The organism is Zoogloea oleivorans (assembly GCF_008107625.1).
Lineage (GTDB): Bacteria > Pseudomonadota > Gammaproteobacteria > Burkholderiales > Rhodocyclaceae > Zoogloea > Zoogloea oleivorans.
The window spans coordinates 1-14,164 of the sequence record NZ_SDKK01000050.1 but is presented as its reverse complement, the minus strand read 5'-3'; the positions used below and the strand labels follow the sequence as shown (position 1 = coordinate 14,164).

At 62.9% G+C, this 14,164-nt stretch carries 12 protein-coding genes; 4 read left to right on the top strand and 8 right to left on the bottom strand.

The window, feature by feature from the left end:
* A partial coding sequence (locus ETQ85_RS25125; RefSeq protein ID WP_148581744.1) for an efflux RND transporter permease subunit occupies positions 1–2,272 on the top strand: 2,272 nt, incomplete at its 5' end.
* Positions 2,269–3,315: a DMT family transporter gene (locus ETQ85_RS25120; RefSeq protein WP_148581743.1), complete on the top strand. Its 1,047-nt coding sequence runs from the start codon at positions 2,269–2,271 to the stop codon at positions 3,313–3,315. The genes ETQ85_RS25125 and ETQ85_RS25120, both read left to right, overlap by 4 nt.
* Positions 3,316–3,358: 43 nt before the next feature.
* On the opposite strand, the gene chrA is transcribed toward ETQ85_RS25120, so the two are convergent.
* The 3 genes from chrA to fabI all read right to left on the bottom strand — a co-directional run bounded on the left by chrA (position 3,359) and on the right by fabI (position 6,734).
* A complete protein-coding gene (gene chrA, locus ETQ85_RS25115) occupies positions 3,359–4,720 on the bottom strand; it encodes a chromate efflux transporter (protein WP_148581742.1) in 1,362 nt (453 codons plus the stop codon).
* Positions 4,717–5,658 carry a chromate resistance protein ChrB domain-containing protein gene (locus tag ETQ85_RS25110; protein ID WP_148581741.1) on the bottom strand — a complete coding sequence of 314 codons (942 nt, stop codon included), beginning with the start codon at positions 5,656–5,658 and terminating at the stop codon, positions 4,717–4,719. The genes chrA and ETQ85_RS25110 overlap by 4 nt, the downstream gene beginning before the upstream one ends.
* A gap of 284 nt (positions 5,659–5,942) precedes the next feature.
* Entirely contained in the window at positions 5,943–6,734 is a 792-nt protein-coding gene (gene fabI / locus ETQ85_RS25105) for an enoyl-ACP reductase FabI (RefSeq protein ID WP_148581740.1), read from the bottom strand.
* A gap of 104 nt (positions 6,735–6,838) precedes the next feature.
* Here fabI and ETQ85_RS25100 point away from each other — a divergent pair, with 104 nt between their 5' ends.
* A complete protein-coding gene (locus tag ETQ85_RS25100) occupies positions 6,839–8,989 on the top strand; it encodes an ABC transporter substrate-binding protein (protein ID WP_407058365.1) in 2,151 nt (716 codons plus the stop codon).
* A gap of 3 nt (positions 8,990–8,992) precedes the next feature.
* On the opposite strand, the gene ETQ85_RS25095 is transcribed toward ETQ85_RS25100, so the two are convergent.
* The 5 genes from ETQ85_RS25095 to ETQ85_RS25075 form a co-directional block, all read right to left on the bottom strand.
* Positions 8,993–9,628, bottom strand: coding sequence for a hypothetical protein (locus tag ETQ85_RS25095; RefSeq protein WP_148581738.1), 636 nt, complete (start codon positions 9,626–9,628; stop codon positions 8,993–8,995).
* A 197-nt stretch (positions 9,629–9,825) separates the two neighbouring features.
* Positions 9,826–11,688: a S8 family serine peptidase gene (locus tag ETQ85_RS25090; RefSeq protein ID WP_148581737.1), complete on the bottom strand. Its 1,863-nt coding sequence runs from the start codon at positions 11,686–11,688 to the stop codon at positions 9,826–9,828.
* Positions 11,685–12,035, bottom strand: a complete 351-nt coding sequence (locus ETQ85_RS25085; protein ID WP_148581736.1) for a hypothetical protein — start codon at positions 12,033–12,035, stop codon at positions 11,685–11,687. The genes ETQ85_RS25090 and ETQ85_RS25085 overlap by 4 nt, the downstream gene beginning before the upstream one ends.
* A 74-nt stretch (positions 12,036–12,109) precedes the next feature.
* Entirely contained in the window at positions 12,110–12,319 is a 210-nt protein-coding gene (locus tag ETQ85_RS25080; protein ID WP_148581735.1) for a hypothetical protein, read from the bottom strand.
* Between the two features lie 73 nt (positions 12,320–12,392).
* Positions 12,393–13,043 (bottom strand): class I SAM-dependent methyltransferase, encoded by a 651-nt coding sequence (locus ETQ85_RS25075; protein WP_148581734.1) that lies wholly within the window; start codon positions 13,041–13,043, stop codon positions 12,393–12,395.
* 84 nt (positions 13,044–13,127) lie between these two features.
* Between ETQ85_RS25075 and ETQ85_RS25070 the strand changes: the two genes are divergently transcribed.
* Positions 13,128–13,928 (top strand): MOSC domain-containing protein, encoded by an 801-nt coding sequence (locus tag ETQ85_RS25070; protein ID WP_148581733.1) that lies wholly within the window; start codon positions 13,128–13,130, stop codon positions 13,926–13,928.
* Positions 13,929–14,164 lie beyond the last annotated feature (236 nt).

The window sequence follows — 14,164 nt, the reverse complement described above, 5'->3', positions numbered from 1 at the left end:
GCAACCCGGGGCCAATACGCTGGAGCTGACCGATCGGCTTGACCGCACCCTGGCGGACATCCAGGCAGGCCTGCCGGCAGGCATGAAAATCGAGCGCCACATCTTCCGCCAGGCGGATTTCATCGGCACCTCGATCGACAACCTCCTCGTCGCCCTGCGCGACGGGGCCATCCTGGTCGTTGCCATCGTCTTCGCCTTCCTGCTGTCGGCCCGTGCCACGCTGATCACCCTTGTCGCGATTCCCCTGTCACTGGTCGCTGCCATCCTGTCGATGAAGGCACTCGGGGCCACCATCAACACCATGACCCTGGGCGGCATGGCGATTGCCCTCGGTGCCTTGGTGGACGACGCCATCATCGTGGTGGAGAACATCGTCCGGCGTCTGCGGGAGAACCTGGCCCAGCCCGAAAGCGAACAGCACACCGTTCTGCTGGTGGTTTTCGATGCTACCCGGGAGATCCAGGGCTCCATTGTGTTTGCGACCTTGATCATCATGCTGGTGTTCATGCCGCTCTTCTTCCTCTCCGGTGTGGAAGGCCGGCTGATGGTGCCACTGGGCTTTGCTTACGTCGTCTCCCTTGCCGCTTCGCTGCTGGTGGCGATCACCGTTACGCCGGTACTGGCGGCGCTTGTCCTGCCACGCTCGAAGATCGTCCGCCAGAACGTGGAGCCGCGCTTCCTGCATGCAATAAAAGGCGGCTACCGGCGTGTGCTGGACGCAACGCTGACCCGCTGGAAGGGGGTGACGCTGGTCAGCGTGCTTGCCTTGGTGGCATCCCTGGTCGCGTTGAGCTTCGCAGGCCGGGCCTTTCTGCCGGATTTCAACGAAGGGACGCTGACGGTCAGTACCGCCACGCTGCCGGGCACCGCGCTGGAGGAGTCCGATCGCCTGGGCCAACAGGTCGAGCAGATCCTGCTGTCCCATCCCGAAGTGGTCGCCACCGCCCGTCGAACCGGTCGGGCCGAGGGCGATCCGCACGCGATGGACGTGTCTGCGTCGGAAATGGAAGTGACCTTGAAGATGCGGGAGCGCAGCAAGGAAGCCTTTCTGGCGGCGCTGCGGGCCGACCTCGCCAGCATTCCGGGTACCCAGATCGTGATCGGCCAGCCGATCTCCCACCGTATCGACCACATGCTTTCGGGCAACCGCTCGAACATCGCGGTGAAGATATTCGGCCCCGAGCTGCCCGAGCTGCGTCGCCTGACCGGCGAAATCAAGGCTCTGGTGCAGACCGTGGACGGTGCGGTCGATATTTCGGACGAGCAGCAGGGCGATATTCCCTTCCTCACCCTGCGCTTTCGGCGGGATGCCCTGGCCCGTCATGGCCTGTCCATCCGGCAGGTGGCGGAAACCGTCGAGATGGCCTTTTCCGGGATGGCGGTGAGCCGTGTCCAGCAAGGCCAGGCCAGCTACGATCTGGCGGTGCGCTTCGATCCTTCGGCGAAGGCCAATCTCGATGCGATCAGGTCAACGCTGGTCACCACGGCCAGCGGAGCGCGCATCCCGCTTTCGGCCCTGGCCGATATTCGCAATGACCGGGCGCCGTACTACATCACGCGTGAAAACGTGCAGCGCAAGATGGTCGTGATGGCCAATGTGGCCGGGCGGGATCTGGCGAGCGTGGTGGACGACATCCGGCGCAATGTCGCGGCCCAGGTCAAGCTGCCCGCGGGCTACCACGTGGAGTACGGTGGCCAGTTCGAGAGCGCCGAAGAGGCCGGCCGGACACTGCTGTTCCTGGGCGTGGGCGTCATCGTGGGCATCTTCCTGCTGCTCTTCGTCGCTTTCCGCACTGCCCGGGATGCGCTGCTGGTGATGCTCAACCTGCCGCTGGCCATCATCGGTGGCGTGATCGGGGTGTTCGCCGCCGGTGGCGTGCTGTCGGTGGCGTCGATCATCGGCTTCATCACGCTCTTCGGCATCGTCACCCGCAACGGCGTGATGATGATCGCCCACATCCATCACCTGGTGGAGCACGAAGGGGTTGGCGATGCCACCGAAGCCGTCAAGCGCGGTGCCGAGGAGCGCCTGGTGCCCATCCTGATGACGGCTCTGGCTGCTGGTCTGGCGCTGGTGCCCCTGGCCTTGGCCGCCGGACAGCCGGGCAGCGAGATCCAGTCGCCGATGGCCATCGTCATCCTGTTCGGGCTGGGCAGCTCGACGCTGCTCAACATGATCGTCGTACCCGCGCTGTACCTGCGCTTCGGCGCCATCCGCAAGCGCCTGGACCAAGGCCCCGCTTCACACCCGCAAAGCGAGGATGTCGTATGAGCACCACGCCCGCTGTCTGGCTGGCCCTTCTGGCCGCCGCCCTGTTCGGCGCCAGTACACCTTTCGTCAAGCTCCTGATCGGTGATGGCTCGGCCCTGGCGCTGGCCGGGCTGCTCTACCTGGGGAGCGGCCTCGGCCTTGCCGCGGCCCGGCTGCTGCGGGACCGGGGTTGGCAGGCGAGCGGGCTGTCGGGCGCAGATTGGCGCTGGTTTGGCGGCGCCATCGGCTTCGGCGGTGTGCTCGGCCCATTGCTGCTCGTTGTCGGGCTTGGCAGAACAGGCGCAGGTACCGCTTCGCTGCTGCTCAACCTCGAAGCCGTGCTGACCGCGGTGCTGGCCTGGCTTGTGTTCCGGGAGCACGCCGGACGCCGGATTGTTGCCGGCATGGGATTCATTGTCGCCGGTGGCATTGCGCTTTCCTGGCAGAACGGAGAGGCTGGCCGGGGTGACTGGATCGGCCCGGCTGCGATCATGGGCGCCTGTCTGTGCTGGGCCATCGACAACAACCTGACCCGCAAGGTGTCTGCGTCCGATGCCGTGTTCATCGCCAGCGCGAAAGGACTGGTGGCGGGGGCCGTCAATCTGGGGCTGGCCCTCGTTCTTGGCCAGGCCCTGCCAGCCTGGCCGCTGGCCGGCATGACGATGAGTGTCGGTTTGCTGGGATACGGTCTGAGCCTGGTGTTTTTCGTGCGGGCGCTACGGGAACTGGGCACATCCCGTACCGGCGCCTATTTTTCGACCGCGCCTTTCGTCGGCGCCGCGGTGAGCATTGCGCTGCTGGGAGAGTCGACGCCACCCCCGTTCTGGATTGCCGCGGTTCTGATGGGCGTTGGTGTGTGGCTGCATCTGACCGAGACCCATGAGCACGAACATGCGCATGACGCGCTGGAGCATACCCACGCGCACATTCACGACGAACACCATCAGCATAGCCACGATCCGGGGTGGGACGGGCGGGAGCCGCATACCCACCCCCATCACCACATGCCGCTAAAGCACAGCCATGATCACTTTCCGGACATCCATCACCGGCATGGGCATTGAGTCCTCGGCACTTCGATTGAAGGCAGTATCCAGTTGGTCGCTATCAATGGATGCTCTTGATGAGCAGACCAAGCACGGCACATCCTGCGATGACGTGGATCACGCTGCGTTTGTACTGGAACAGGGCGATGGCTGCCGCCAGGGCAATCAGTGCCGACACCCAGTCGAAGCGGCCGGCAAGCCCCGCCGGCCACAACACGTGGTAGCCGAAGAACAGCGCCAGGTTGACGATCACGCCCACCACGGCGGCGGTGATGGCGGTGAGCGGGGCGGTGAACTTGAGATCGTTATGGGTCGTCTCGATCAGCGGTCCGCCGGCCAGGATGAAGATGAAGGATGGCAGGAAGGTGAACCAGGTCACCAGGGATGCCGCGACCGCGCCGGCCAGAAACAGGCTGTCCGGACCAAAGACCGCTTTCACGTAGCCGCCGATGAAGCCGACGAAGGCCACCACCATGATCAGCGGCCCGGGCGTCGTTTCACCGAGGGCCAGCCCGTCAATCATCTGGACCGGCGTGAGCCAGCCGCAATGTCCGACGGCCCCCTGATACACATAGGGCAGCACCGCATAGGCGCCACCAAAGGTCAGTAGCGCGGCCTTGGTGAAGAACCAGCCCATCTGCGTCAGAGTGTGATCCCAGCCGTAGGTGGCAGTGAGCAAGCCCATCGGAATCGCCCACAACAGGGCTCCTGCCAGGGCTACCTTGATCAGCCCGGTCCAGCGAAAGCGGGCATGTTCCGGCGTCGGCGTATCGTCGTCGATCAGGGCCCGGCCGAAGGATTTGCCGGCCTTGCCGTGGCCACCACCGGCCTTGAACTTGTCCGGGGCAAGCCGTCCGCCCACGTAGCCAATGAGCGCAGCGACCGCCACGATGGCCGGGAAGGGGACATCCAGCGCAAAGATGGCCACAAAGGACGTGGCAGCAATCGCCCACAGTGTGCCGTTCTTGAGTGCCCGTCCGCCGATGCGGTGGGCCGCCTGTACGACGATGGCGGTGACAGCCGGCTTGATGCCATAGAACAACCCGGCCACCAGTGGCATCTCGCCGAATGCGATGTAGATCCACGACAGGGCAATCAGGATGAACAATGAAGGCAGCACGAACAGCACCCCGGCGGCGATGCCACCCCAGCGCCGGTGCATCAGCCAGCCGATGTAGGTGGCGAGTTGCTGGGCCTCGGGACCAGGCAGCACCATGCAGTAATTGAGGGCGTGCAGGAAGCGGCGCTCGGAAATCCAGCGGCGGTTTTCCACCAGTTCCTGATGCATGATCGAAATCTGCCCGGCCGGTCCGCCAAAGCTGATGAAGCCGAGCTTCAGCCAGAAAACGAAGGCTTCCCGGAAGCTGACCGGCGCGGGTTGCGCTTCAGGACGCACTTCAGGAGTGATGGTGGCGTGGTTCATTTTGCGGGCGTCGCTTTCTCGAAGGAGGCCAACAAGCCATCAAAGACCGTGCTAGCGAAGTTCAGGAGCTGGTCGTCATCGCTAATGGTTTCCCGCAGCCCTGCCAAAGCGCTCTCGATACCCACCGATTCGGGGGGCTGCACGCCTCCCACATCCAGGAAATGCACCAGCGCCCCAAGCCTTTGCAGCGCAGGGGTTTCGAGGCCAAAGCTCGCCAGGAGGACTTCAAAGGTGACCCGAACGCCGACGTGGCTGAAAGTCGCACCGTCGAAGTCAAAACCCAGGGCGTCGGGCGGGCAGTCGGCAGGTGACGCCAGCCACAGCAGGTGCGCATCCGGATCGATGAAGCGGCGGATCAGCCAGGCGCTGGCGAGGCGGTCCACCCACGGACGACGACGGGTGGCCCACGTCCGGCCGAGGTACAGGCCAAGCGGCAGTTGGGGAATCGTGCCGGCGACAGAATGAGGCTCATCGGGAGACAAGGCCCAGCCTGTCTGCTGCTCCAGATCCTGCAAAGCCGCCTCGGCCTGGCGCCGGGCCTCGCCGGGGAAGAAATCAATTTCAGCGAGGCTCGCGAAGGTCTTGCGTAGCTTGCGGGCCTGCTTGAGGGTGTCGGCCGCGGTCTCGGCAGTAAGTCCTGCATGCGTCTTGCTGATGTCGGCGAGCAGCACCGCGTAGTCCTCACGGCGGTCAAACAGGCTGACGAAGGCAGCGCCATCCGGCTCTTCGACACGCAGGACAAAAACCGTGCCGCCGGCACCCAGGATGTCGGTGGCCACGGAATCGAGCGTATTGCGGCAGGATTCCCGTTCAGGCATCAGATACACGCCGTCACGCAGGACGGCGGCCCCTGATGCCTTGAGCGCCCGCCAGGCCCTCATACGGGCCGTGGCGTTTTCGGTGGGAAGACTGGTGATGAGCGAGAGCCATTGAGTCATGTCGTCTACGCTACATCTGCGTTGATGTGGTTACAAGTAAATTTTGATGGGCAATGTCGCGGCACAGGAAGGACAGGGATGGCTCGCCGCTCGGGTGAAATTCGAGCCCTTCACTCTCCGTCTTTTCGTGGGGTCTCCCGGGCGGAAAGGTGTCGAAGAGTTGATCCCACACTGATACGACCGTATTGCTCGCTACAATTGAAAACGCCCGATGAAGTTCATCGGGCGTCTTTGTCGGCTAGCCGTTAGGCCTGCTTGTCCGTCACTACAGGTGTCAATCCAATCTAGCCCTGATCAGGGTTGCCAAGTGCCGTCGTGTTGAAGCCGCCATCGACATACATGATTTCACCGGTAACACCGCTGGCCATGTCCGAGCACAGGAAGGCCGCCACGTTGCCGACTTCATCAATGGTCACGTTGCGGCGCAGGGGTGCATTCCGTTCGTTGAAGGACAGCAGTTTGCCGAAGCTGCCGATTCCCGAGGCGGCCAGCGTCTTGATGGGGCCTGCAGAGATGGCGTTTACGCGGGTGCCTTCCGGGCCGAGGCTGACGGCCATGTACCGCACAGCAGCTTCAAGGCTGGCCTTGGCCAGACCCATGATGTTGTAGTTGGGCATCGTGCGCACCGCGCCCAGGTAGGACATGGTGAGCATGGCGCCGTTACGGCCCTTCATCATCGGGCGGGCAGCCTTGGCGAGGGCCGGGAAACTGTAGGCGCTGACTTCCTGGGAGATGCGGAAGGCCTCGCGGGAGGCGCTTTCGAGGAAGTCACCCTCCAGCGCTTCGCTGGGGGCGAAGGCGATGGAGTGCACCAGACCATCAAGCCCGTCCCACTCCTGGCCAAGCTTTTCGAAGAGGCTGGCGATCTCGTCGTCGCTCTGCACGTCGCAGGCGTAGATCAGCTTGCTGTCGAATTCGGCAGCCATCTTGGAGATGCGCTCCACGAAACGCTCGTTCTGGTAGGTGAACGCAAGTTCGGCACCTTCCCGGTGCATGGCTTTGGCGATCCCGTAAGAGATCGAGCGGTTGGACAGCAATCCGGTGATGAGAATGCGTTTGCCGGCGAGAAAGCCCATGTAAGGTGTCTCCAGTGAATAACCACAAGATTATAGCGGATGCTTCCCGGACGTGTGCTGCCGCGGAGCCGGGTGCTTCCGGTAGACTACATCTCATGCGCGCGATGATCCGAAACCTATCGATAATCCTGCTCGCGGCCCTGGCGGCCGGATGCGGCCAGGTCTGGAACGATCCCTATCCGGCGACGGAGCGGGGCAAGAATATTCTGTATTCCGCCTTCACCCAGCGGCCCAAGCATCTGGATCCGGTCCAGTCTTACAGTGAGGATGAAGCGACCTTCCTCTACCAGATCTACGAGCCGCCGCTGCAGTACCATTATCTGAAGCGTCCGTTTCAACTGAGCCTGGCCGCGGCGCAGGCCATGCCGACCCTGAAACAGTACGACGAGGCGGGCCAATTGCTGCCGTCGGGCGCCGATCCGGCGAGGGTCGCCCGCAGTGAGTACGAGATTCGTATCAAGCCGGGTATCCGCTACCAGCCGCACCCGGCCTTTGCGGTCGATGACAAGGGGCAGCCTGCCTACCTGGACCTCACCGTGAAGGATCTGACCGGCAAACGCAGCCTGGCGGATTTTCCCCGCACCGGCACCCGGGAGCTTACCGCCGAGGATTACGTTTACCAGATCAAGCGTCTGGCTCATCCTCGCCTGCACTCGCCGGTGCTGGAGTTGATGGGCGACTACATTGTCGGTCTGAAGGATCTGCATGCACGCCTGATGGCCGACGAGAAGGCCGGCAAGTATCCGGGCGGCTGGATTGATTTGCGCAAGTACCCAATGAGTGGCCTTGAACTGGTCGATCGCTACACTTACCGGGTGCACATCAAGGGAGCCTATCCTCAGTTTCCTTACTGGCTGGCGATGCCCTTTTTTGCGCCAGTCCCCTTCGAGGCCGAGCGTTTTTTCGCCCAGCCGGGCATGGCCGAGCGCAACCTGACTCTCGACTGGTGGCCGATCGGTACCGGCCCCTTCATGCTGGCCGAGAATAATCCGAATGCCCGCATGGTGCTCGTCCGCAATCCCAATTTCCGTGGCGAGACCTATCCCTGCGAAGGGGAACCGGAAGATCAGGCGGCTGGTTTGCTTGCTGATTGCAACAAGCCCGTTCCCTTCATCGACAAAGTGGTCTTCACGCGCGAGAAGGAAAGCATTCCTTACTGGAACAAGTTTCTGCAGGGCTACTACGACGCTTCGGGTGTGTCCTCCGACAACTTTGACCAAGCGGTGCAGATGGGTGGGCAGGGTGATGTGAGTCTGAGCGACGAGATGGTCGCCAAGGACATCCGCCTGAACACTTCAGTGGCGCCGTCCGTGATGTACATGGGTTTCAATATGCTCGACCCGACGGTGGGTGGAACTGGCGAACGAGCGCGCAAGCTGCGTCTGGCAATCTCCATCGCCATCGACCAGGAGGAGTTCATCTCTGTGTTTCAGAATGGACGTGGCGTGCCGGCCATGCACCCGATTCCGCCTGGTATTTTCGGTTACCGGTCCGACCAGGCCGGCATCAATCCGCAGGTGTACGACTGGGTAGATGGCAAGCCCCAGCGCAAATCGGTAGAGGAAGCGCGGAGTCTGCTGGCCGAGGCCGGCTATCCCGGTGGGCGTGACGCCAAGAGCGGTGAGCCGCTGGTGGTCAATCTGGACACCACGGGCAGCGGCATGGGTGACAAGTCCACGGTCGATTGGCTGACCAAACAGTTCCGCAAGCTTGACGTGCAACTGGTGGTGCGCGCCACTGACTACAACCGCTTCCAGGACAAGATCCGCAAGGGCAATGCACAGCTCTTTTACTGGGGCTGGAACGCGGATTACCCGGACCCGGAGAACTTCCTGTTCCTGCTCTACGGGGCGCAGGGCAAGGTCAAGAGTCAGGGGGAGAACGCGGCGAACTATGAGAACGCCGAGTACGACCGCTTGTTTGAACGCATGAAGGCGATGCCCGACAGCCCGGCGCGCCAGGCCATCATCGAGCGCATGCTGGCCATCCTGCAGCACGACGCGCCGTGGGTGTGGGGGTTCTACGAAAAGGCTTATGCCTTGCAGCACGGTTGGCTGTACAACCGCAAGCCGGGCAAGATCATCCGCAACACGCTCAAGTATCAGCGTGTCGATGTGGCCGTCCGGGAGCAGAAGCGGGCCGAATGGAATCGGCCGGTATTGTGGCCGCTGATCTTCGTTGGGCTCTTTGGGATGCTGATTGTGGCACCGGCGGTGATCCACTACCGGCGCAGCGAACGGGCCGGGGCTGGCTAAGCCTCAGCCCGGCGGCAGGAGGCCTTCGTCCTGGAGCTTCTTGCCGATCAGCTTGATGAGTTCTTCCACCACCTGCAGAGAGGATTGCGGATTGAGCGATTCGCTGACTGCAGTCCATACGGGCCGCCCTTTCGGCAGGCGGTAGAGCAGGGTTTCCACGACAACCCGGGTGTTTTCCACGGTATGAGCCGGGGTGGTGTAGGCGTAGGGGTAGTACGTGTAGAAGGAGCGGTAGCGGGGGCCGAGGTTCCAGAAAAAGGGATTGCCCATGAACTGGGTCTGGGCCGGAACGACTGTCTGGGATTTATCCACCGACACCAGCCGCGAGACGAGGGCAGCATCGAAACCGCCCTTGATCAGTCGCTCGCGAACCGCGTCGACTTCCAGTTGCGGGTCCAGGTCGAGTTGATGGCCGGCTGTGGGCGTCATATAGGACGGCAGGCTCTGAACGACCCGGTTTTCCGCCATCTTGCGCAGGTTTTCGTCTTTTACTGCGACAAACACGACGATTTTACGGGGAGTTCCGGCCGTGTCGGTTTCGTCCCGCCAAGTGGATTTGATGGTGCTGGCGGTGCAGCCGGCCAGCAGGGAGGCTGCGGCCAGCGTGAGCAGGGGCGCGCGGCAGGAACGGAAAGTCATGAGAGGGCTCCGGGGCTGAAAGGCTGGTGTGTCGCGGGTAAGACCGCGAAATTAGCGCCGGATTCAATGAAACCCCCGGCTCTTCGATGCCAGTCAGCCGAGTTGTCCGGAACGATCAGCAGCACACCATCGAGTTGGTGCGCCGGGCTGCGCCCCGGGCTGTTCTCGATGGTGAGCAAGATTTCATTCTGGTCTTTTCAGGCCTTGCGCCGCTGGAGCATGGCCATTGCCGCCAGACCAAGGAGTCCAAGCAGGCTGGCGGGATCGGTCGCACCGCCGCCACCGCCACCGCCACCGGAAGGGGCCGGGGCGGCTGTTACCTCGATGCTCGTTTCCGCTGTTCCCGTCCGGCCGCCATCGTCCGTTACGGTGAGACGGATCGTGTAGCTGCCGGCCGACGGTGCGCTGAAGCTGGTGCTTGCCGCGCTGTCGGAGCCGAAAGTGCCGTTTGCCGGGCCCCCTGTCTGGCTCCACTTCCAGCTGACCAGGGTGGCGCCGTTCCAGACTGTCGTGGTGGAAGAGCTGAACGTCGTGGTCTTGCCGGCTTCCAGGGACGCGGGGGCCGTGATGCGGGCTACCGGACTGGTCGGGATGGCTGCAATTGCGGCAGAAACAGCACCTGCCGCGTTGAGCATGCCGGCACCACAGGTGGTCGTGGTGCAGTTGCACTGTCCGTCGGCGCCAACAACAGGGCAGGTCGGAAGGGCGGCGTCGAAGGGGAAGGGCGTCGCTCCCTGCTTGATGTAACGGGTCAGCCCGGTTTCGGAGAGTGCCGGATTGGCGGCGAGCATCAGGGCTGCGGTACCGGCGACCAGCGGCGTCGCATAGCTGGTTCCGACCGTCGTGTCGCCTATGCCGGTATAGCCGTTGCCGGCCGGCACCGTGGAGCCCAGGTTGATGGTGTTGATGAAGGGGAAGAGGCAGGGCAGTCCGACGGTGGTGTTCACGCAGTTTCCGGCGGGCGCGCTGATGCCGACTTCGACACCGTAACTGGAATACCCCACCTTGGTGCCGGCATGGCGGATGCCGGCAACGGCCAGCACGCCTGCACAGTTGGCGGGCTCGTCGACCGGGCCGGTCTCGTTGCCGGCTGCGGCCACGATCAGCGTGCCGGTCGCCCGGATTTCGGCGATGGCTGATATGTAGGCTGCGCTGCAGGTGCCGGCGCCGGCCAGACTCAGGTTGATGATTTGTGCCGGATTCGGATTGGCCGGAATGCCGGGCACCGCCAGGCCGGCGGCCCAGCGCATGCCCGCGATAATGTCCGAGTCGAAACCACCGCACTTGCCAAGCGCCCGAATGGGCAGGATGCGGGCGCTGCCACCCACCCCGGCGATACCGCGCGAGTTGTTGCTTTCTGCAGCCACGATGCCGGCTACCTGGGTGCCATGCCATGAGCTGCCGTATGTCACCGAGGTGCCGCACATGGTGCGCAGGGTGGGATTGGCGAGATCGCTGGTGTTGACGTAATCCCCCGAGTCCGAGGCATCGGCATCCCGTCCGGGCTGGCCGTCGCCGGCGTTGAGGTCATTCGTGATGAAGTCGTAGCCTGCCAGTAATCGTGGGGCCAGGTCTTCGTGATCGAAACGCACGCCGGTGTCCACTACGGCGACGACCACCTTGTTGTTGCCGCCGGTCATGTCCCAGGCCCGGACGGCGTCGATGGCTGACAGTTGGTTGATATTCGGCGTCTGCAGATACCACTGGGCGCCGAGCAGCGGGTCGTTGGGCAGGGCGCTGGCTTTCTTGATCCGGTCCGGCACCGCGTATTCCACGTCGGACTCTTTGGCCAGGCGGGCGGCAAGCGCGTCGGAAGTCAGGCCGGCAACGCGCATCACATGCATGTCCTGACCGGGCTGGCTGATCATTTGTGCGGTCAGGCCGAGGCGTTTGCCCAGGCTCTGGATACGGCTGGTGGCCTGGAGCTGCTTGAGCGCCGAGCCCGCCTTGAGTTTGACAATCACCCGCGCTTCCGGGGTTGCGACCTGGGCGGTCGCGTTCATCGAGAGCAATGCGGGCAAGCCGGCGAGGGTCAGCAGGAGGGTGCGAAAGTGTTTCATGGGAGCTTTCTGGTCTGGTCAGCCTGGATGTATTCAATCCCGGTGATCTGTCGGAGGGTCGCAATCGCCAACTCGCAAGCGGGATCGTCTGACGGGCAGGCCAGCAGGTAGGCGTAACTGTGCGCCGACAGGGCACTGACGTAGCGAACCCGGGTGCCGGCAGCCTTCTCGATGGCGTTGAGCGTTGCAGGGGCCTGGCCGTCGGTCTGGGTGCTAAAGCCGATGATGACCTGCCGGTGGTTTGCACGTCCGGCAGGTGCCTCTGCGCAGGCCGCAGTCGCCGACAAAATGGTGGCGACGAGGACTGGGCGGATGCCGCGCCAGAATCGAGTGCATGACTTTGGCATAATCCCGGATTCTGGCCGCGGATTATGACAGGAACTCGTTCGACAAAGGCACCGATGAGGGGTGGTGCAGGCCTTCAGCGCTTCGGCGTACCGTACTGCTTGAACACGCGCTTGGCGTCCTGTTCGGCCCGCAACTGGGTGCAGATCGTCGGATCGTCGTCGTGATCGCTGAAGTAGCCGTCGGCCTGGGCTTTCATGACGAGCTGGATCGCCGCGTGCTCGCTCAGCTTGAAGCGCTCGAAGAGAAGGGTGGCGACTTCGTCGAGGTGTTTTTCATAGGTCATGGATGTGCTCATGGAGGCGGGACCAAAAGGCCGCAGGCTGGTGACAGACCCTGCATTGTACCGGCTGCGGGGCTCAGGGTCTGCGCCACACTGTGGCCAGCCAAGGCTGCTGGTGGCGTGGCAGGCCGGGTGGGCGGTAGTAATGATCCACTTCCACGAAGCCCGCGGCGGTGACGAACTCGCGCCAGGACGTCAGGTTGTAGAAAGCACCGTAACGGTCGCCGTTCAAACCCTCCTGATTGTCTCCGCGAGGGTTGGAGCAGAACAGCACTCCCTGCGGCCGCAGGCAGGCATGGAGTCGGGCCAGCACCTCGGGTAGCACCACCCGCGGCACATGGAAGAGCGATGCGTTGGCAAATATCCCGTCGAAACAAGCCGTGGGCAGATCCAGTGCAATGAAATCCTGATGCAGCACCTCGCAGCCCGAGTTGGCGCGGGCCATCTCCACAAAAGCCCGGGAGCCGTCGAGCCCGGTAACCCGATGGCCGAGGGCGTGGAAAAAAGCGAGATCGCGTCCCGGCCCGCAACCGAAATCGAGAATGTTGAAAGGCGACTCGCCCTCCATCGCCGACAGCAGCGCCGCCCGGTTCTGGCTCACATCGTGATCCCAGGTGGCGTCCCGGTAAGATGCCGCCTCCCGTTCGTAGTGGCCGATGGTCACCGCCGTGAGCTGTGCCAGCCTGGCGTCGGGAGCATCGGGCAAAGGGGGTGTGCCGTCATCCATGATTCATGTGCTGTTGAGAGGGATCAGGGGGCCAAGGATAATCGCTTCTCCTGCGTGCCAGTGCATTCCCACTCGAGATCTGCCATGACCATTAGCCTGCCCGTTCTGTCTGCCCTTTACCGTTATCCGGTCAAATCCATGCGCGGCCAGTCCCTTGCTGCCAGCCCGGTAAGCCCGCTGGGATTGCCTTTTGACCGCATGTGGATGATTGCCGATCCGAAGGGGCACTTTGTTACCGGGCGGGAATACCCCGAACTGGTGCTGATCAATGCCATTCCGTCCGATCGCGGAATAAGTCTTTCTGCCCCCGGCCGGCCCGAACTCTTTGTCCCCCATGAAGCTTTCACCCGACCCGTAGAGGCCACCGTGTGGGGCGATCAGTTTTCGGCCTGGGAGGGGGCTGTTGAAGCGGACGACTGGATCTCCGCCTATGTTGGCGCCCGCCTCAGTTTTTTGTGGACCGGCGCCGAAACCGCCCGCCGGGTCAAGGTTGATCCTGCCGTGCCCCTGTCCTTTGCTGACGGTTACCCACTGCTGATCATCGGTCAGGCCTCGCTGGACAATCTTTCCGCCAAGGTTGGCCGGCCGCTGGCCATGGCGCGTTTTCGTCCCAACCTGGTGGTTTCCGGTGCCGAGGCCTTCGCCGAAGATGGCTGGAAGCGCATCCGCATCGGAGAGGCCACCTTCCGCATCGTCAAGCCCTGCGAGCGCTGTGTGTTTACGACCGTTGATCCCGAAACTGGCCGCAAGGGGCTGGACCAGGAGCCGTTGCGCACCCTGGCCAAATATCGCAGAACGCCAGCCGGGGTTATCTTTGGTCAGAACGTGATTGCTGAAGGGGCGACGGAATTGTCTGTCGGGATGATTGTTGAGGTATTGGAATAGGGTAAGGCCGGCGCGGCAGCGGCGTGGGTTGTGTTTGCTGTTTGCATATTTTAAGGCCGGCGCCGGCTGAAGGGCCAGATTTGTGACTGCACACATGCATAAGAAAATATTAATCGTAATGTTTGTATATTCAAAAAAACTACTGAAATAGTGTCTCTAAAAGGTCGTGAGTGTCGTTCCCGATCTTGATCTTTATCAAGAAAATCCCGATTCACCGTAAGCGTCCGGCCACCCCA

What these genes read in the sequence shown, in the direction of transcription:
- ETQ85_RS25120 (WP_148581743.1), top strand. Translation starts at nt 2,269, where the DNA reads ATGAGCACCACGCCCGCTGTCTGGCTGGCCCTTCTGGCCGCCGCCCTG.
- ETQ85_RS25095 (WP_148581738.1), bottom strand. Translation starts at nt 9,628, where the DNA reads ATGACTTTCCGTTCCTGCCGCGCGCCCCTGCTCACGCTGGCCGCAGCC.
- ETQ85_RS25100 (WP_407058365.1), top strand. Translation starts at nt 6,839, where the DNA reads ATGATCCGAAACCTATCGATAATCCTGCTCGCGGCCCTGGCGGCCGGA.
- chrA (WP_148581742.1), bottom strand. Translation starts at nt 4,720, where the DNA reads ATGAACCACGCCACCATCACTCCTGAAGTGCGTCCTGAAGCGCAACCC.
- fabI (WP_148581740.1), bottom strand. Translation starts at nt 6,734, where the DNA reads ATGGGCTTTCTCGCCGGCAAACGCATTCTCATCACCGGATTGCTGTCC.
- ETQ85_RS25110 (WP_148581741.1), bottom strand. Translation starts at nt 5,658, where the DNA reads ATGACTCAATGGCTCTCGCTCATCACCAGTCTTCCCACCGAAAACGCC.
- ETQ85_RS25080 (WP_148581735.1), bottom strand. Translation starts at nt 12,319, where the DNA reads ATGACCTATGAAAAACACCTCGACGAAGTCGCCACCCTTCTCTTCGAG.
- ETQ85_RS25075 (WP_148581734.1), bottom strand. Translation starts at nt 13,043, where the DNA reads ATGGATGACGGCACACCCCCTTTGCCCGATGCTCCCGACGCCAGGCTG.
- ETQ85_RS25090 (WP_148581737.1), bottom strand. Translation starts at nt 11,688, where the DNA reads ATGAAACACTTTCGCACCCTCCTGCTGACCCTCGCCGGCTTGCCCGCA.
- ETQ85_RS25085 (WP_148581736.1), bottom strand. Translation starts at nt 12,035, where the DNA reads ATGCCAAAGTCATGCACTCGATTCTGGCGCGGCATCCGCCCAGTCCTC.
- ETQ85_RS25070 (WP_148581733.1), top strand. Translation starts at nt 13,128, where the DNA reads ATGACCATTAGCCTGCCCGTTCTGTCTGCCCTTTACCGTTATCCGGTC.